This window comes from Caenimonas sp. SL110 (assembly GCF_001044395.1).
GTDB lineage: Bacteria > Pseudomonadota > Gammaproteobacteria > Burkholderiales > Burkholderiaceae_C > Ramlibacter.
This window is the reverse complement of sequence record NZ_JANU01000002.1, coordinates 120,203-137,356: the sequence shown is the minus strand read 5'-3', so window position 1 is coordinate 137,356 and position 17,154 is coordinate 120,203. Positions and strand designations below refer to the sequence as shown.

Below are 17,154 nucleotides of genomic sequence, written 5' to 3'. Positions count from 1 at the left end.
AGCGATCAGCGCACAATCCGGGCGATGAGCACCATCTATGACTTCGAAGCACGCACCATCGACGGCCAGACCGTTCCACTCGACCAGTTCAAGGGCAAGGCGCTCCTGATCGTCAACACCGCGAGCGCATGCGGGTACACGCCTCAGTTCGGCGGCCTGGAAGAACTGCACAAGACCTACGGCGACAAGGGCCTGGTGGTGCTGGGCTTTCCCTGCAACCAGTTCGGCTCGCAAGACCCCGGCAGCAACGACGAGATTGCGCAGTTCTGCCAGCTCAATTTCGGCGTGAGCTTTCCGATGATGGCCAAGGTCGATGTCAACGGTGACAACGCCGACCCGCTGTTCAAGTTCCTGACCAAAGAAGCGCCTGGCCTGCTGGGCACGACAGGCATCAAGTGGAACTTCACCAAGTTTCTCGTGGGCAAGGATGGCGAAGTCATCAAACGTTTCGCGCCGGCCGACGCGCCTGCGGGGCTGGCCAAGGATATCGAAAAGGCGCTCGCGGGCTGATACTGAGCCAGGCGCAATCAGGTCGCCCAGCCCTGCTCTTTCGCCTGCGCATCCGTCAGGCGCGCCAGGTCGGCCAGCGTGCGGCCGGGCTCATCACGGAACTGCTCATCGAGCCGCCGTACGTAGGTGACCCGATCGACGCGGAAACTGCGAAAGTCGCTTCGCTGTTCACACCACGCGGCCAGCGTCCAGACCTTGCCCCAGTAAAAGCAACCCAACGGTCGTAGCGTTCGCTCGCTGGGTTTTTCGTTCAGGTCGCGATAGTTGATGAATATCTTGCGCCGCTCCTGCACGGCTTCACGCAAGGTCTGCAGCGTGCGCTGCGTGGCCGTCGGCACGCCACTGGGCGGCGCATACACCGCCAGCGCTTCAGCCGCAGCGCGCGCTTCCACCGGCAACACCGACATGATCTTGCCCAGTGCATCCTGCGCTCCTTCGGCCAATGCCGGATCGAGCCAGACCTGCGCCATGCGCACCGACGCGACCAGGGCCTTGGCCTCGTGCTGGGTGAACATCATGGGCGGCAGGTCGAACCCCGCGCCCAGCCGGTAACCCACACCCGCCTCGCCTTCCAGCGGCACGCCCTGGTGCTGCAGGTCGGCCACGTCGCGGTAGATGGTGCGTTCCGAGACTTCGAGCCGCTGCGCCAGGTAGGCGGCGGTGGTCAAACGCCGTCCGCGAACAAGCTGGATGATGTGAAAGAGGCGGTCGGCGCGGCGCATGGATGTCAGGAGCGACCGGTTGGGAAGTCGCTGGTTTCGAGTGGGAGGATACTTTGTTCTCCTCCTGCTGACACGGTGGTGTCAGGAGCCTGCCAGCGCCTCGTCCAGCACCTCGACCCAATGCCGCACGGGCGTCGCGGTGCCGCTTTGCAGGTGCGTGATGCACCCGACATTGGCCGAGATGATCGCTGCCGGCTGCATTTCGCCCAGATGGCCAAGCTTGCGGTCGCGCAGCTGGTGCGCGATCGCGGGCTGCAGGACCGAATAGGTCCCGGCCGAGCCGCAGCACAGGTGCGATTCGTTGGGCGCAACGCGTACGTCAAAGCCCAGGTCGCGCATGTGCACTTCAACGCCGCCGCGCAGTTTCTGGCCGTGCTGCAAGGTGCAAGGCGGGTGAAACGCCAGCACACCCGGCGCCGCGCCGATCTTGCCGCGAAGTGACGCTGCGATCTCGGGCAGCAACTCGCTCAGGTCTCGCGTGAGCTCGCTGATGCGAGCGGCCTTGTCGGCATAGCCGGCGTCATGGCGCAAGTGATGTGCGTATTCCTTGACGGTGACGCCGCAGCCCGACGCATTCATCACGATGGCTTCGACCTCGCCGCGTTCGACCAGCGGCCACCACGCGTCGATGTTCGCGCGCATCTGCGCGAGGCCGCCCTGCTGGTCATTCAGGTGAAACTTCACCGCGCCGCAGCAGCCCGCCTTGGGCGCGATCACGGCCTGGATGCCAACCGCATCAAGCACGCGCGCGGTGGCGCTGTTGATGTTGGGCATCATCGATGGTTGCACGCAGCCTTCGAGCATCAGCATCTTGCGCTCATGGGCACGCGCGGGCCATTTGCCAGCCGCTTTTGCGAGCGGCACCTTGTCTTTCAACGCCGATGGCAAGAGCGGCCGCATCGCCTGCCCGATCTTCATCGCAGGTCCGAACGCAGGGGACGTGAGGCCTTCTTTCAAGGTCCAGCGCAGCGCCGCAGAGCCCGCGCCGCGACCGACTTTTTCATCGACGATCTTGCGGCCGATATCGACGAGGTGCCCGTATTCGACACCGCTCGGACAGGTGGTCTCGCAATTGCGGCAGGTCAGGCACCGGTCCAGGTGCAGCTGCGTCTGTCGGGTGGGCGCTTCGCCTTCGAGCACCTGCTTGATGAGATAGATGCGGCCGCGCGGCCCATCGAGTTCATCGCCGAGCAACTGGTAGGTCGGGCAGGTCGCGGTGCAGAACCCGCAATGCACGCAGCGGCGCAGGATCGCCTCGGCCTCGCGGCCTTCGGCTGTGTCCTTGAACTCGTCGCTGAGGTGGGTTTGCATGGTTGGGGTGTTGACGTTCGTGACGGCTCAGGCGTGCGCGAACAGCCGTCCACGATTGAAGATGTGCTGGGGATCGAACTGCGTCTTCAATTCGCGATGGATGCGATCGAGCGCGGGGGCCAGCGGCTGGAAGCGCGGCACCGGGGTTGATGCATGGCCCGGCCGGAATAACGTTGCATGCCCGCCCGCCGCCGTGGCGATGTCGCGCAGGCGATTCGCATCACCCGGCAAGGCGCGCACCCAGCGCTGGCCGCCGTGCCACTCGACCAGGGGCGGCTCCGGCAGGTCGAGCACAGGCGCGGTCTGGGGCACGGAAAGCCGCCAGAGGTCGCGCTCACCGCGTTCCTCGAACCACGGCAGGTGCTGGTCCCTGCATAGAGTCCAGTCCGGCGCAACGGCAGCGTTGTCCTGCCGCTCACCACCCAGGGCCCGGCAGGCCGACTCGACCGCAGCGACCGCACCGCGCAATCGCAGGTACAGCGTGGTCGTCAATCCATCGTCCACCCAGCAGCTCGCGTTCAGCGGCAGCGGCTTGCCGCCCCATTCATTGAGTTTTTGCAGCGCCTCGCCCTGCGTCATCCCGAATTTGAGCGTGGCCTCGGCGGGCGCGCGAGGCAACACCTTCAGGCTCACCTCGGTGATGAGCCCCAGCGTACCCAGCGCCCCGGCCATGAGGCGTGAGACGTCGTAGCCCGCCACGTTCTTCATCACCTGGCCGCCGAAGACCAGAAACTCGCCGCGTCCATTGACCATCGACAGGCCCAGCACGAAGTCGCGCGCAGAACCGGCACTCGCCCGCGCCGGTCCGCTCAGGCCTGCTGCCACCATGCCGCCGACCGTGGCACCGCCCTCGAAATGAGGCGGCTCGAACGGCAGGCACTGGCCGCGTTCGGCCAGCACGGATTCGAGTTCTGCGAGCGGCGTGCCGGCCCGCACCGTGACCACCAGTTCGCTCGGCTCGTAGCTGGTGATGCCGGTGAGCGCGCGCGTATCGAGCAACTCGCCTTGCACGGTCTCGCCGTAGAAATCCTTGCTGCCGCCACCCCGGATGCGCAGGGGCGTGCCGTCCTGCGCAGCTGCGCGAATGCGTTCGATCACCGAGTCGAGGGCCATGTCCATTGCAGCGATGGTAAGCGTGGGCGGCGCTCGTTGAATTGAAGTTTTTGGGGTCAGTCGCTGACGAAATTGACGGGCAGGCCCGGCACATCGACTTGCGCGGCGATCACGCGGCCCGACAGCGGCAGCTGTTTCAGCTCGTCGTCAGGCCGCTTGTAGCTGGCGCTGGTGAGGTAGAGCGTCTTCAAATCGGGGCCGCCAAAGCAGGGCATCGTGGGGCAGCGCACGGGCAACGGGATCTCAGCCAGTTGTTCGCCTTTGGCAGAGAACTTCAAGAGGCGCTGGCCTTCGAACATCGCCACCCAGTAGTTGCCCTGGGCGTCCACGGCTGCGCCATCAGGACGGCCGCCGTAACCCGCATCGCCCGGCTTCCAGCCATCGGGCTTGCCCGCAACGCGTGCGAATTCGCGGTGATGGGTCATCGCGTTGGTGTGCCTGTCCCAGTCCCAGGCCTGCACCACATGCGAGGGCGTGTCGGCCCAGTACACGACCTTTGCGTCGGGTGACCAGGCGAGCCCGTTGGAAATGATGGCGTTCTGCGCCTTCAGCTCGATATGCGGTCCGGGAGGACGGCCCTCCTGCACACGCATGTCGATGCTGTACAGCTCGGCCTTGCGGGCATCGCGCGGCTCGTACATGGTGCCGGCCCAGAAGCGGCCCTCGGGGTCGGCCTTGCCGTCGTTGAATCTCGTGGTCGCGCTGTCATGCGCGAAACGGCTCACCAGCTGCAGCGCACCGCCCCAGCTTTGCGCGCGATAGATGCCGTCCCTCAGCGCAATCACCAGGGCGCCACTGCGCGCGGGTGCGATGCAACCGGGCTCGCTGGGCACGGCCCAGCTCTCCACAACGCCCGTTGCTGGATCCAGCCTGCGAATCTGGAACGCAGGAATGTCCACCCAGTACAGCCGCTGCTCCTGCGGGTGCCAGAACGGCGATTCGCCCAGTTGATCCGGCTCGTTCACGACAGCCGACCACTGCATCATGATGCGCGCTCCACGTCGATGGTCATCTGCGCCGAGAGCGTCTCGCCGGGTTGCAGGATTTCAACGCCCAGCGTGGCCGGGTCTGCGCCCGCGTCCACCAGGCTCATGGCGTTGTTCACATGGCTGACGGGCTCGATCGCCACGATGTCGCGCTGCGGCGTCGTGAAGATCACGACGCGCCTGAGCGTGGACGACACCCGCACCTTCAACGCGTCGTCCTGCAAGACTGCAACGCCGCTCCAGCCGTCGAAGCAGTGATCCACATCCAGCGTTGCGCAATCCTGGCTCAACCCCCGCGACGCTGAACGGGACGTGGGCAGCTTGTCCGGACCCATCTCCCAGCGTCCGGTCGCTTCGAACGAGACGCGGCTGTTCGCACGCTTGACGAAATACGGATGCCATCCGAGTCCCGCCGGTGCGGCAACGGCCGACTGGTTGGTCATGGCGAGCGTGAGCTCAATCGAATTGCCTGCAACGCGCATGGTTTGCGAGCAATCGAACGCAAACGGCCAGGCCTCGTCGGGCGCGTGCTCATAACTCATCATCACCAATCGCTCGTCGTGCTCCAGCACTTCCCAGGGACGCTGCCAGCCCACGCCATGGATCGCATGCGGCTCGGGCGCATTGTTCTGGATCAGCGGGTACAGCGTTCCTTGCCACTGCAGCGTGGCATGCGCGATGCGATTGGAAAACGGAACCAGCGGGTAGCACCCGGACTGTCTCGCCGAACGCAGGCCGCCCGGCGGCGGTGGCCGCAGCACAGGCACATCGCCCAGCCACAGCCCCGACATGCAGCCGCCCAGTTGCGGCTCGAGTTCACAGATCAGCTCACCGGCATTCAATCGGATCATGGCCGCATTGTGCAGCCTGCGCCCCGTTCCTGAGGGCGAAAAAAAGCCCGCGGAGCTTGCACTCGCGCGGGCTGAACATCCAAAGGAGAACTTGCAGTGATCTGTCGGTGGCTTAGCGGTTGTAGGCCGTCTCGCCGTGCGACGAGATGTCCAGGCCTTCGCGCTCTTCTTCCTCGGTCACGCGCAGGCCGATCACCAGATCGACCAGCTTGTAGGCGATGAAGGAAACCACTGCGGACCAGATCACCGTGGTCAGCACAGCCTGGAACTGGATCCAGACCTGGCCGCCGATCGAGTAGCTTTCGCCAGCCTTGTTGGCCACATAGTCGTACACGCCCGTGCCGCCCAGCGAAGGCGCTGCGAACACGCCGGTCAAGAGGGCACCCAGGATACCGCCCACGCCGTGGACGCCGAACACGTCCAGCGAGTCGTCAGCGCCCAGCATGCGCTTGAGGCCATTGACACCCCACAGGCAGACCAGGCCAGCCAGCAGGCCGATCACGATCGCGCCCATCGGGCCGACAAAGCCGCAAGCCGGGGTGATCGCCACCAGGCCGGCAACAGCGCCGGAAGCAGCGCCGAGCATGGAGCCCTTGCCCTTGGAGAGGGCTTCACCGGCGATCCAGGACAGCGTTGCGGCAGCGGTCGCGACCAGCGTGTTGACCAGGGCCAGTGCGGCGACGCCGTTGGCTTCGAGGTTGGAGCCGGCGTTGAAGCCGAACCAGCCCACCCACAGCAGCGATGCACCGACCATCGTGAGCGTCAGGCTGTGAGGCGTGAGCGACTCCTTGCCGTAGCCCACGCGCTTGCCAATCACATAGGCACCCACCAGACCGGCGATACCGGCGTTGATGTGAACCACGGTGCCGCCTGCGAAGTCGAGAGCGCCCTTGGCCCAGAGCCAGCCGGCTGCGGCAGTGACCTTCTCCAGCGAAGCTGCGTCAGTGATTGCATCCGGGCCGTCCCAGTACCAGACCATGTGGGCGATCGGCAAGTAGCTGAAGGTGAACCAGATGGCGCAAAACAGCAGCACTGCAGAGAACTTGATCCGCTCGGCGAAGGCACCGACGATCAGCGCGCAGGTGATGGCGGCGAACGTGGCCTGGAAGCCGACGAAGGTCAGTTCAGGAATCACGACACCCTTGCTGAAGGTGGCAGCAATGGAGTCCGGCGTGATGCCCTTGAGGAACAGCTTGTCGAGCGTGCCCATGAACGGATTGCCCGCCGTGAACGCGACGCTGTAGCCGTAGATGACCCACAGCACATAGATCATCGCGCTGACGACAAACACCTGCATCAGCACCGACAGCATGTTCTTGCTGCGCACGAGGCCGCCATAGAACAGGGCCAGGCCGGGGATGGTCATCAGGATCACGAGGATGGTGGCCACGGTCATCCAGGCGGTGTCGCCCTTGTTGGGAACCGGTACCGGCGCTGCGGCTGCGGCGGGTGCCGAAGCTGCGGGCGCGGCTGCAGCAGCTGCCGCTGGGGCAGGCGCTGCAGCGGAGGCTGCAGGTGCGGCTTCAGACGCAGCAGCCACGGGTGCCGAGGCCCCCGCGGCAGGCGCCTGCGCCAGGACGGCCGAGCCGCCCGCGAGAAGTCCCAGGCCCAGGGCGAGGGAAGCAAGAAGTTTTCTCATGTTTCGTCTCTGTAGTTTGTAGTGGGCTGGGTTACAGCGCTTCCTTGCCGGTTTCACCGGTGCGGATGCGCACAACCTGCTCAAGGTTGTAGACAAAAATCTTTCCGTCGCCGATCTTGCCGGTGCGCGCTGCCGCTTCCACCGCCTCGATCACACGTTCGACGAGGTCGTCGGAGACAGCTGCCTCGATCTTCACCTTGGGCAGGAAGTCAACGACGTATTCCGCGCCGCGGTACAGCTCGGTATGGCCCTTCTGGCGGCCGAAGCCCTTGACTTCGGTGACCGTGATGCCCTGCACGCCGATACCGGAGAGGGCTTCACGCACCTCGTCCAGCTTGAATGGCTTGATGATGGCCGTTACGAGTTTCATGGGTTTGCTCCTTGACTGACTTGGAGTAACTATCAGAAGTTGTACTTCACGCCCAGGACCAGCCCGGTCTTGCCGGTGTGCTTGCCCGAGGGAGTGAAATAGACGCCGGAGTCGGAGTCGGTGCCCACGATGGTGGCCGAGCCGATGAAGCCGTTGCCGAAGTCCTTGTTGATGGCCAGCGAGTAGTCGCTGTAGGAGCCAGGCTTGAAGTTCTTGATCTTCTGGTAGCCGGCGTGCGGCACGACCGACCAGCCATTGCCCAGGTCGAACAGCATGCTGGCGTCCAGGTAGTAGCTGCTCTTGCTGTTGGCGAAACCGAAGGTGTCGGTCAGCGAGTGCGAGTACTTCACGGTGAGCACGCTGGCCGTGGCGGCGATGTAGGCCTCGGTCGTGTTCGGGCTCACGGCCAGGTCATGGTTGAAGTACTGGTAGCGCAGCAGGCCGGCGTCGAAGGCGATGCCGGAGAACTCGAAGCGGTAGCCGCCGTAGAAGTCCATCTCGATCGGTGCGTCGCCGCCCGCGTCCTTGATCCACTTGATGCTGGAGCCCCAGGTGCCCAGGTAGAAACCGCTCTTGTGCGTCCAGTCGATGCCGGCTTGCACAGCGGGCTTCAGGCGCGACTGCGAGATGCCGCGATAGCGGTAGTCGGTGACCAGGCCGGCGTTGAAGGCCAGCGTGTAGTCGGGCTCTGGCGCCTTGGTTTGCGCGAAAGCGGCGCCCGAAAAGGCGAGAGCTGCCAGGACCAGTTTTTGGGCGATCTTGAGTTCCACTGAATTCTCCTGAGGATAGAAAAAGGTTACGAACTCATCCCTAAGCAGGAGGCGTGCCATTAAGTCACAGGAACCATTTCGCGGTACACGGCTCCCCGGGCCGCTGCGTTAGTCACACCGGAGGTGTCGCTGATTTCGCACTGCGTTGGTGCAAAACGGCGGCAACGGGAATCAGGGCGCGTTCGACGCACCGCAATAGGGAGAAACAAAATAATGAGCTTGTCTTTGGTGCAAAGCCGCGCGCTGGTGGCGCTGCAGGCTGCCGCAGTCACCGTTGAGGTGCACCTGGCCAACGGTTTGCCCAGCTTCACGCTAGTCGGTTTGGCCGATACCGAGGTGAAGGAGGCGCGGGAGCGGGTCCGCTGCGCCATCCAGAACAGCGCACTGGAGTTTCCGCATAACAAGCGCATCACGGTCAACCTGGCCCCGGCCGAGTTGCCCAAGGATTCGGGCCGCTTCGATTTGCCGATCGCCCTGGGCATCCTGGCTGCGAGCGGACAGGTCGATGCAGCCAAGCTAGCCGGTCATGAATTCGCGGGCGAACTGTCGTTGTCGGGTGAGTTGAGGCCGGTACGCGGGGCGCTCGCCATGAGCCTTGCGGTTCACGCCGGGGGCGGGACGGCGAAGATGGTGCTGCCGCCCGGCAGCGCAGAGGAGGCGGCTCTCGTGCCGCAGGCGCAGGTCTGGAGGGCACGGCACCTGATCGATGTCGTGGGGCAGTTTCTGCCGGGCGATGAACCCGCCGAACCGGGGGACGGCTGGAGCCGCGTTATCGCGCAGCCGGTGGTGGGGGCCGCGAGCTATCTCGACCTCTCGGATGTGAAGGGACAGGCTGCGGCCAAGCGCGCGCTGGAGATCGCTGCGGCTGGGGGTCACAGCATCCTTTTGCTCGGGCCTCCAGGTTCGGGCAAGTCGATGCTGGCGCACCGGTTTGCCGGCTTGCTGCCGGCGATGACGGTCGAGGAGGCCTTGCAGAGCGCGGCCATCGCCAGCCTCGCGGGTCAGTTCAAGCCCGAGCGCTGGGCACTGCGGCCGACCTGCAGTCCGCATCACACGGCCAGCGCGGTTGCGCTGGTGGGCGGCGGATCGCCACCCCGGCCCGGCGAGATTTCGCTGGCGCACAACGGCGTGCTCTTTCTGGACGAGTTGCCCGAGTTCGCACGCGGTGCGCTGGAGGCACTGCGCGAACCGCTGGAGACCGGCACCATCACCATTTCGCGCGCGGCCCGGCGCGCCGAGTTTCCGGCGCGGTTCCAGTTTGTCGGTGCGATGAACCCCTGCCCCTGCGGTTTCCGGGGATCGACGCAGAAGGCCTGCCGCTGCACGCCCGACCAGGTCGCGCGCTATCAGGGCAAGTTGAGCGGCCCGCTACTGGACCGGATCGACCTGCATGTGGAAGTGCCGGCCATTGCATCCGACCAGTTGCTGCAATCGGTCGCTGGCGAATCCACCGCGACGATTCGCCAGCGCTGCGAGCAAGCACGCGAGCGGGCTACGCGCCGGCAGGACAAGGCCAACTCTGCGCTGCAAGGAAAAGAGATCGACATGCATGCCGGGCTGGACGAGGCCGCGGCGAAATTCCTGAACGTGGCGTCGGCGCGGCTGGGCTGGAGTTCAAGGTCCACCCACCGCGTGATGAAGGTGGCGCGCACGATTGCGGATCTGGCGGGCGCGGCCGACACGCAAGTCGCGCATGTGGCCGAGGCGGTGCAGTATCGGCGCGCGCTGGCTGCGCAGGGTTGACCGCAGCACGTACGATAGCGGCATGAGCGAAACAGCCACCACCGCGCCGACCTATGACCGGCGGCTGGTGGGCTGGCTGTCGCTGGCGCAGCTCATCACATGGGGCAGCGTGTTCTACACATTCGCGCTGCTGCTCGAACCGGTGGAACGCGAACTGGGCATGAGCCGCGCGCAGTCGTCGCTGGCATTCAGCCTTGCCCTGTTTGCCGAAGGCATCGCCGCCTATCCCATCGGAAGGTGGATAGACCGGGGCCATGAGCGCGCCGTGATGACAGGCGCATCGCTGCTGGTGGGCGCATGCCTGGTCGCGCACAGCTTCATCGACAGCGTGGCCTTGTTCTATGCGGTGTGGATCGCGCTCGGCCTGGGGCTGGCCGGCACGCTCTACAGCCCGGTGTTCGCTGTCGTCACACGGCGCTTTCCGCATGACTTCCGGCGGGCGATCATCACCCTCACGTTTCTGGGTGGCCTGGCGAGCACGGTGTTCATTCCGCTGTCGCACTTTCTCATCGACGCCATGGGTTGGCGCCATGCGCTCTGGGTGCTGGCCGCACTTCACTTTTTCATTTGCGCGCCGCTGCACGCGATGCAACTGCGCGGTGCGCCCAAGAAGCCGGTGTCATCCGGCGCGACGCCATCGCATCCACCGTCGGTGTACCTGCGAAGCGCGCCTTTCCTGCTGCTGGGCGTGTTCGCCGTCGGCATGATGGGTGTCACCTCTGCGCTGCCGCCGCACATGATCAGCCTGCTGCGCGGCACCGGTCTTTCCGAAGCCTGGGTGATCGCGATTCCCGCGAGCATCGGCGTGCTGCAGGTGCTGGGTCGGCTGCTGCTGTACTTCTTTGAACACCACTTCGACCTGCACATGGCCAACCGGATCATCCCCATGCTGATCCCGCTGGGCCTGGGTGCGCTGATCGCGGGCGCGGGTCACCCCTGGGCCGCTGTGCTCTTCGTGGTGCTCTATGGCCTGGGCAACGGCATGATGACCATCGTCAAGGGGACGGCGATTGCGCAGTACGTCAATCGCGAACACGTGGCCTCGCTCAACGGTGCGCTGGGCGTGCCCATCGCCATCGCGCGCGCCCTCGCACCGCTCCTGATGGGCGTGCTCTGGAGCGCCGAGGCAGGTTACCGCTGGGGACTGTGGCTCATGCTGGGCGTGAGCGCCGCATCGGTGCTTGCGCTGGTGCTGGCACAACGGCGGTCGTTGATAGCGGCCTGACGCTTGCGCTCTTCTTCCATCGCGCGGGCGCACCCGGCGGCAAACAGCAGGACAGCCGACGAGAAGTAGATCCACATCAAGAGCACGACCAGTGAGCCTGCAGCGCCGTACGCCGAAACGACAGCGGCGGTGGAGAGATACGCAGTCAGCAACTGCTTGCCGATGGTGAACAGGATGGCGCCGACGAATGCGCCGATCACGATGAAACGCATCCGGGGCTTGGGCCCGGAGCTGATTCGCATCAGGGCAACAAACAGGCCCGCGCAAACCAGGAAGGCGATCAGTTCATTGACGACGCGCAGCAGGGTTTCCAGTGCCAGCATCCCGCCCGCCCAGCCGGAGAACAGGCCCAGCAGGGTGGAAATGACCAGCGACACCAGCAGCATGAAGCCGAAGGCCAGGATGTAGCCGACGCCTCGCAACCGCAGGGTCGCCGTGTGCCACCACTTCTGCCTGGCGCCGGCCTCTGTGCCGTGCAACCACAGACGCTGGAGTGCTTCCTGCAGTTCGCCGAACACCCCGGTTGCACCGAAGAGCAGCACGGCAAAACCGATCAGCGTGGCGACGATGCCTTCGGCAGGCTTCTTGGCGCTGGCCAGGGCGTCCTTGATGAGTGCGCCGCCCTGGTCACCGACCAAGGACGCGATCTGTGCGACCAGGCCGCGTTCGAGCACGTCCCGATCGAGCCACCAGCCCAGGATGCCAACCATGACGATGAGCAAGGGCGCCAGGCTCAGGATGCCGTAGAACGACATGGCCGCGCTCATCTGGGCACCACCTGCGTCCCTCCAGAGCTGGCCCGCGCGAATCAGCGGGCGTGCGGGCGTGGCGAGGTTGCGGATCCAGGCGGGAAGGTGGGAGGCGATGTCGGGCATGGTTGCACCATAAGTGCCGGTTGGGCTACCGCCCATAGGAAGAGCACGAGCGAAGAGGTAGGACTAGCGCCCCTGTTGTCGTGCCAGCAGCCTTGAATGCATGGATTGCGGATCAAGTCCGCAATGACAGCCGGACTTGTCATGCCGGACTCGATCCGGCATCCACCGCGCAGCGGCCCTTCCCCTCGAAGAGGTCAGAGATTCGGCGCGAGCAGCCGCTCCAGCAACTTCACATCCGCCCCGCGCCGCGCGGCCTGATCCTGCAACTGATCCTCGCCGATCTTTCCCACGCTGAAATACGTGCTGTCCGGGTGCGCCAGGTAGAAGCCGCTCACGCTGGCCGCCGGCGTCATCGCCAGGCTTTCGGTCAGGCCCATGTCCGCGTCCTGCGCCTGCAGCAATTCGAACAGTTCACGCTTGACGCTGTGGTCCGGGCACGCCGGATAGCCGGGCGCCGGACGAATACCGCGGTATTTCTCGGCGATCATTTCCTCGTTGCTGAGCCCCTCGCCCGCCGCGTAACCCCACAAGTCCGTGCGAACGCGGTGATGCAGCGCCTCGGCGAACGCCTCGGCCAGACGATCGGCCAGCGCCTTGAGCATGATCGCGGAATAGTCGTCATGGTCGGCCAGGAAGTACTGCTCCTTCTTGTCCACACCCAGCCCCGCCGTGACCGCAAACGCGCCCACATAGTCCGCAGCCACGCCCTTGGGCGCGACGAAATCGGCCAGGCAGCGACTCGGGCGCATCACGCCTTCAACCACATGCTTTTCGCTCTGCTGGCGCATGCCGTACCAGGTCATGGCCACGCGGCTGCGTGACTCGTCGGTGTATAGCTCGATGTCGTCGTCGTTGACTGTGTTGGCAGGCCACAGGCCCATCACCGCATTGGCCGTGAGCCAGCGGCCCTCGACCAGTCGCTGCAACATGCGCTTGCCGTCGGACAGCACCCGCTGCGCTTCGGCACCCACGATCTCGTCCTTCAGGATCGCCGGGAAGGCACCGGCCAGGTCCCAGGTCTGGAAGAACGGGCCCCAGTCGATGTACTTCGCCAGCTCAGCAAGATCAAAGTTCTTGAACACACGGCGGCCGATGAACTTGGGAACCGGCGGTGTGTAAGCTGACCAGTCGATCGGCGTCTTGTTGGCGCGCGCCCTGGCCAGCGGCCACAGCGGAACCTGCTTCTTGTTGGCGTGCTGGAAACGGACCTTGTCGTAGTCGGCGTTGACCTCGGCGATGTATTTGGCCGCCTGGTCCGACAGCAGACCTTGCGCCACGCTCACGCTGCGCGAAGCGTCGGGCACATAGACCACAGGCCCTTCGTAATGCGGCGCGATCTTCACGGCGGTGTGGACGCGGCTGGTTGTTGCGCCGCCGATCAACAACGGAATCTTGCGGATGCGAAAGTGATCGTCCTTCTGCATTTCGCTGGCGACGTACTGCATCTCTTCGAGCGAAGGCGTGATCAGCCCCGAGAGACCGACGATGTCCGCGCCTTCGACCTTGGCGCGCGCCAGGATCTCGTGGCAGGGCACCATCACACCCATGTTCACCACTTCAAAGTTGTTGCACTGGAGCACGACGGTGACGATGTTCTTGCCGATGTCGTGCACGTCGCCCTTCACCGTGGCGATGACGATCTTGCCCTTGGCCTTGACGTCTTCGCCCGCTTCGGCCTGAAGCCGCTTTTCTTCTTCGATGTAGGGGATGAGGTGGGCCACGGCCTGCTTCATCACGCGCGCGGACTTCACCACTTGCGGCAGGAACATCTTGCCCTGCCCGAACAGGTCGCCCACGATATTCATGCCGGCCATGAGCGGGCCTTCGATCACATGCAGCGGCCGGCCGCCCTTGGCGAGGATCTCCTGGTAGGCCTCTTCGGTGTCGGGGACGATGAAGTCGGTGATGCCGGCGACGAGCGCGTGAGACAGGCGCTGCTGCACGGTGCCGCCTCGCCATTCGTTCTTCTTGGTCTCGTCCTTTGCGCCGCTTTTTGCGGACTCTGCAATCTCGATGAGACGCTCGCCCGCATCGGGGCGTCGATTGAGCACCACGTCTTCGACGCGCTCGCGCAACTGAGGCTCCAGCTCGTCGTACACGCCGACCATGCCGGCGTTGACGATGCCCATGTCCATGCCCGCCTGGATCGCGTGATAGAGAAAGACCGTGTGGATCGCTTCGCGCACCGGGTCATTGCCGCGAAACGAGAAGCTCACGTTCGACACGCCGCCCGACACCTTGGCGCCCGGCAGGTTCGCCTTGATCCAGCGTGTCGCGTTGATGAAATCGACGGCGTAGTTGTTGTGCTCTTCGATGCCGGTGGCAATCGCAAAAATGTTGGGGTCGAAGATGATGTCTTCGGGCGGAAAGTCGATCTCGTCGACCAGCAGGCGGTAGGCGCGCTCGCAGATTTCGACCTTGCGCTCGTAGGTGTCGGCCTGGCCCCTTTCATCGAAGGCCATCACCACGGCGGCTGCACCGTAGCGCTTGACCAGGCGCGCCTGATGAAGGAAGGCATCCACGCCTTCCTTCATCGAAATCGAATTGACGATGCCCTTGCCCTGTATGCAGCGCAGGCCCGCTTCGATGACATCCCACTTGGACGAATCCACCATGATCGGGACACGCGCGATGTCGGGCTCGCTCGCAATCAGGTTCAGGAATCGCACCATGGCGGCCTTGCTGTCGAGCATGGCTTCGTCCATGTTGATGTCGATGACCTGCGCGCCGTTTTCGACCTGCTGGCGTGCCACCGCAAGTGCTTCCTCGAACTGGCCGTTGAGGATCATGCGGGCGAAGGCCTTGGAGCCGGTGACGTTGGTGCGTTCACCGACGTTGACGAACAGGGTGCCGCGATCGATGGATACCGGCTCGAGGCCGGACAACTTCATCGGGGGCACATGACGAGGAACTGCGTGGGAAGAAACCGCGGGGTCGGGGATGGCGCTCATGACTGTCTCACCTTGCTTGCAAACCGGCTGCGGCCGGCCATGACAAAAACCTGAAGGTGAGCGCGGTTAGGTATTTTCAAGCCTGGCCCTTAGGCAATCGGCCTAGGGGCTGCAGCGCTCCTTGAAATAGCATTCATTCTAAATGCACCACCACGACGCCATCCGCCATCCGCTGCCCGGTTTGCTGGGGCGATTGTTCGGTCGCAACCCTGCGCCGGACTTCGTGGAATCGCGCCAGGCCAGGGACCGGCGGCGCAAGATCGCCGGGTCGAATTCGGCCGAGCGCGCCGCCCAAATGCTGTGCGCGCCCAGTGCACTCATGCAGCTGAGCATGCAGGAGGCGCTGCGGGTGGTGTCATTCATGAAGCCCTGCCGCATTCCGCAGGGCCGGACGTTCATCCGCGAAGGCGATGCCCACAACACCGACTTCATGCTGCTCGTGCTGCACGGCGAAGTGACCGTGGAAAACATCGTGGTGAGCCGCAGCGAGCCCATCACGGCCACCGTGCTCGGCCCCGGCAGCATCATCGGCGAGATCGGGTTGCTCGACGGCGCGCCGCGTTCTGCATCCTGCATCGCGATGAACGACCTGCGCTGCGCCATGCTCACGCGAGAGGCGCTCAATGAACTGCTGGACGAAGACCCGCGCACGGCGGCCAAGCTGATGATGGCGATCTCGTTGCGGATTGCGCAGCGTATGCGCGACACGCAGGACAAGCTCAAGCTCTATTCGCAGCTGACCCAGGCGATGAACGAAGAGATCCATGAGCTGATGGAGCACGAGGCCTTGCACCACTAGATTGGGCTGGTCAGAGGTCCTGCGGATAAACTGCCCGGCGTGACCACATTCGCAGCACTCCTGGCCTATCTCGTCGTCCTGTCGATCATGATCGCGTTCATCTGCGCGGTCCGGGCCGCCCGCCTGAAGAACCGGTTCAAGCGTCTCGCACCATTAACGGGCCGAACGCTCGACGAAATCCTGAAACTGGTCGGCAAACCCGGCCACCGAAGCCGGACCGCGCCCAATCGCGAGATCCTGGAGTGGAAGCGGGTCGGATTCCATATCGCGCTGGCGTTCACCAACAACGTCTGCGATGGCGTCATCGAGGTTGAAGGTCAGGACTAGCTGGGGCAGAGAGGACAGCCACGTCGATCATCTCTGTTCGATGTGTGCCGAAGCTATGAAAAACCATGGTTGGCGCTTGCGGCACCGGAGTGCCAGAGTAAATGTCCCGGATCATCGACAGCGCCAACGCGGCGATGCCGAAACTACCCACGACGACCTGCGATGCGGGACAAGGCTCGCCGCTGCGCATCCGCACGATCACTTCACTCACGTTGTCAACGACTTCAGTGTCCATTGATCCGCTAAGGCGACCGAAGAACTTGCTGAATACTTTTGCGTACGAAGCGGTGCCGTCAAGCGGGTCCATGTCGGCTTGTAGCATCGTGCGCAGACTGGTTTTAGAGCCGGACGGGAAGTACCAGACCAGAGCGCCGAAGCCCACACTCAATGCCGTCACGATCGGTTTGTGCTGCGCCCGTGCTTCGTCATGAAGCCGCAAAATGGCCGGCAGATCAAGAAAATCGACTGTGTCTACGATGAGATCGGACTGCGCAACGACGGCTCTCGTGTTCTGTGCATCCAGATGCGCCTGAACGGTTGTCACTGATGCAGCGGGATTGATGGCCACAATCGCCGACTCCAAAGCCTTGACCTTTGGTTTTCCCACATCTGCGAAGCTGTAAAACTGCCGATTCAGATTGTGTGCATCGACGACATCGCCGTCGGCCAGGATGAATTTTTCGAAGCCCATCCGCGTCGCAGCCACCGCCACGGAGCTGCCAATGCCGCAGCCGGCAATGAGCAGGGTCGACTCGCGTATTGAAGCCTGGGTCGGCGCAGCAATGTAGCCACGATTGCGAACTGTGTGCGTGGCGTAGGAAAAATCGCTGCTCATGACATCCTCGGCTGGTGTTCTCTACAAGAGTAGGGACGAACGTGCGCTTCGACAGCGGGCCAAAGGTATTGGGTGATTAGAGGTCTCGACGAGACGAACGAACAAGTGCGCGGCTCGGGTGTGCATC

General features: G+C 64.2%; 16 protein-coding genes and 1 riboswitch. Of the genes, 5 read left to right on the top strand and 11 right to left on the bottom strand.

The window, feature by feature from the left end:
- The first annotated feature begins 24 nt into the window (after positions 1-24).
- Positions 25-510, top strand: a complete 486-nt coding sequence (locus AQ12_RS01325) for a glutathione peroxidase (protein WP_048438026.1) — start codon at positions 25-27, stop codon at positions 508-510.
- A gap of 17 nt (positions 511-527) precedes the next feature.
- Here the strand turns inward: AQ12_RS01325 and AQ12_RS01320 are convergent, their stop codons facing one another.
- The 8 genes from AQ12_RS01320 to AQ12_RS01285 all read right to left on the bottom strand — a co-directional run bounded on the left by AQ12_RS01320 (position 528) and on the right by AQ12_RS01285 (position 8,272).
- Positions 528-1,232, bottom strand: coding sequence for a YafY family protein (locus AQ12_RS01320; protein ID WP_048438025.1), 705 nt, complete (start codon positions 1,230-1,232; stop codon positions 528-530).
- Positions 1,233-1,313: 81 nt separating this feature from the next.
- A complete protein-coding gene (glcF, locus tag AQ12_RS01315) occupies positions 1,314-2,543 on the bottom strand; it encodes a glycolate oxidase subunit GlcF (protein ID WP_048438024.1) in 1,230 nt (409 codons plus the stop codon).
- 27 nt (positions 2,544-2,570) lie between these two features.
- Entirely contained in the window at positions 2,571-3,662 is a 1,092-nt protein-coding gene (gene glcE / locus AQ12_RS01310; protein WP_048438023.1) for a glycolate oxidase subunit GlcE, read from the bottom strand.
- Positions 3,663-3,712: 50 nt separating this feature from the next.
- Positions 3,713-4,639, bottom strand: coding sequence for an SMP-30/gluconolactonase/LRE family protein (locus AQ12_RS01305; protein WP_048438136.1), 927 nt, complete (start codon positions 4,637-4,639; stop codon positions 3,713-3,715).
- Positions 4,639-5,493 (bottom strand): aldose 1-epimerase, encoded by an 855-nt coding sequence (locus AQ12_RS01300; protein ID WP_048438022.1) that lies wholly within the window; start codon positions 5,491-5,493, stop codon positions 4,639-4,641. The genes AQ12_RS01305 and AQ12_RS01300 overlap by 1 nt, the downstream gene beginning before the upstream one ends.
- A 112-nt stretch (positions 5,494-5,605) precedes the next feature.
- Positions 5,606-7,132, bottom strand: coding sequence for an ammonium transporter (locus tag AQ12_RS01295; RefSeq protein ID WP_082151350.1), 1,527 nt, complete (start codon positions 7,130-7,132; stop codon positions 5,606-5,608).
- A 31-nt stretch (positions 7,133-7,163) separates the two neighbouring features.
- Positions 7,164-7,502: a P-II family nitrogen regulator gene (gene glnK / locus AQ12_RS01290; protein ID WP_048438021.1), complete on the bottom strand. Its 339-nt coding sequence runs from the start codon at positions 7,500-7,502 to the stop codon at positions 7,164-7,166.
- Positions 7,503-7,534: 32 nt separating this feature from the next.
- Positions 7,535-8,272 carry a TorF family putative porin gene (locus AQ12_RS01285; protein WP_048438020.1) on the bottom strand — a complete coding sequence of 246 codons (738 nt, stop codon included), beginning with the start codon at positions 8,270-8,272 and terminating at the stop codon, positions 7,535-7,537.
- Between the two features lie 213 nt (positions 8,273-8,485).
- Between AQ12_RS01285 and AQ12_RS01280 the strand changes: the two genes are divergently transcribed.
- Together AQ12_RS01280 and AQ12_RS01275 are read left to right on the top strand one after the other, a co-directional pair.
- Positions 8,486-10,015, top strand: a complete 1,530-nt coding sequence (locus AQ12_RS01280) for a YifB family Mg chelatase-like AAA ATPase (protein WP_048438019.1) — start codon at positions 8,486-8,488, stop codon at positions 10,013-10,015.
- Positions 10,016-10,037: 22 nt separating this feature from the next.
- Positions 10,038-11,240, top strand: coding sequence for an MFS transporter (locus tag AQ12_RS01275; protein ID WP_048438134.1), 1,203 nt, complete (start codon positions 10,038-10,040; stop codon positions 11,238-11,240).
- Here AQ12_RS01275 and AQ12_RS01270 read toward each other — a convergent pair.
- Both AQ12_RS01270 and metH read right to left on the bottom strand, forming a co-directional pair.
- Positions 11,147-12,115: a YihY/virulence factor BrkB family protein gene (locus AQ12_RS01270; protein ID WP_082151348.1), complete on the bottom strand. Its 969-nt coding sequence runs from the start codon at positions 12,113-12,115 to the stop codon at positions 11,147-11,149. The genes AQ12_RS01275 and AQ12_RS01270 overlap by 94 nt on opposite strands.
- 194 nt (positions 12,116-12,309) lie before the next feature.
- Entirely contained in the window at positions 12,310-15,066 is a 2,757-nt protein-coding gene (gene metH, locus AQ12_RS01265) for a methionine synthase (protein ID WP_082151347.1), read from the bottom strand.
- 51 nt (positions 15,067-15,117) lie between these two features.
- Positions 15,118-15,195: riboswitch (S-adenosyl-L-homocysteine riboswitch) on the bottom strand.
- 13 nt (positions 15,196-15,208) lie between these two features.
- Here metH and AQ12_RS01260 point away from each other — a divergent pair.
- Positions 15,209-15,865, top strand: coding sequence for a cyclic nucleotide-binding domain-containing protein (locus AQ12_RS01260; RefSeq protein WP_082151346.1), 657 nt, complete (start codon positions 15,209-15,211; stop codon positions 15,863-15,865).
- Positions 15,866-15,904: 39 nt separating this feature from the next.
- On the top strand, positions 15,905-16,192 hold the full coding sequence (locus tag AQ12_RS01255; RefSeq protein WP_048438018.1) for a hypothetical protein: 288 nt from the start codon (positions 15,905-15,907) through the stop codon (positions 16,190-16,192).
- On the opposite strand, the gene AQ12_RS01250 is transcribed toward AQ12_RS01255, so the two are convergent.
- Entirely contained in the window at positions 16,167-17,027 is an 861-nt protein-coding gene (locus AQ12_RS01250) for a ThiF family adenylyltransferase (protein WP_048438017.1), read from the bottom strand. The two genes, AQ12_RS01255 and AQ12_RS01250, sit on opposite strands and share 26 nt — an antisense overlap.
- Positions 17,028-17,154 lie beyond the last annotated feature (127 nt).

Bases quoted from the DNA above. Each gene is read 5' to 3' on its own strand.
- AQ12_RS01260 (WP_082151346.1), top strand. From the start codon at position 15,209: ATGCACCACCACGACGCCATCCGCCATCCGCTGCCCGGTTTGCTGGGG.
- glnK (WP_048438021.1), bottom strand. From the start codon at position 7,502: ATGAAACTCGTAACGGCCATCATCAAGCCATTCAAGCTGGACGAGGTG.
- AQ12_RS01300 (WP_048438022.1), bottom strand. From the start codon at position 5,493: ATGATCCGATTGAATGCCGGTGAGCTGATCTGTGAACTCGAGCCGCAA.
- AQ12_RS01305 (WP_048438136.1), bottom strand. From the start codon at position 4,639: ATGCAGTGGTCGGCTGTCGTGAACGAGCCGGATCAACTGGGCGAATCG.
- AQ12_RS01275 (WP_048438134.1), top strand. From the start codon at position 10,038: ATGAGCGAAACAGCCACCACCGCGCCGACCTATGACCGGCGGCTGGTG.
- glcF (WP_048438024.1), bottom strand. From the start codon at position 2,543: ATGCAAACCCACCTCAGCGACGAGTTCAAGGACACAGCCGAAGGCCGC.
- AQ12_RS01280 (WP_048438019.1), top strand. From the start codon at position 8,486: ATGAGCTTGTCTTTGGTGCAAAGCCGCGCGCTGGTGGCGCTGCAGGCT.
- AQ12_RS01295 (WP_082151350.1), bottom strand. From the start codon at position 7,132: ATGAGAAAACTTCTTGCTTCCCTCGCCCTGGGCCTGGGACTTCTCGCG.
- AQ12_RS01325 (WP_048438026.1), top strand. From the start codon at position 25: ATGAGCACCATCTATGACTTCGAAGCACGCACCATCGACGGCCAGACC.
- metH (WP_082151347.1), bottom strand. From the start codon at position 15,066: ATGAGCGCCATCCCCGACCCCGCGGTTTCTTCCCACGCAGTTCCTCGT.
- AQ12_RS01270 (WP_082151348.1), bottom strand. From the start codon at position 12,115: ATGCCCGACATCGCCTCCCACCTTCCCGCCTGGATCCGCAACCTCGCC.
- AQ12_RS01250 (WP_048438017.1), bottom strand. From the start codon at position 17,027: ATGAGCAGCGATTTTTCCTACGCCACGCACACAGTTCGCAATCGTGGC.
- glcE (WP_048438023.1), bottom strand. From the start codon at position 3,662: ATGGACATGGCCCTCGACTCGGTGATCGAACGCATTCGCGCAGCTGCG.
- AQ12_RS01320 (WP_048438025.1), bottom strand. From the start codon at position 1,232: ATGCGCCGCGCCGACCGCCTCTTTCACATCATCCAGCTTGTTCGCGGA.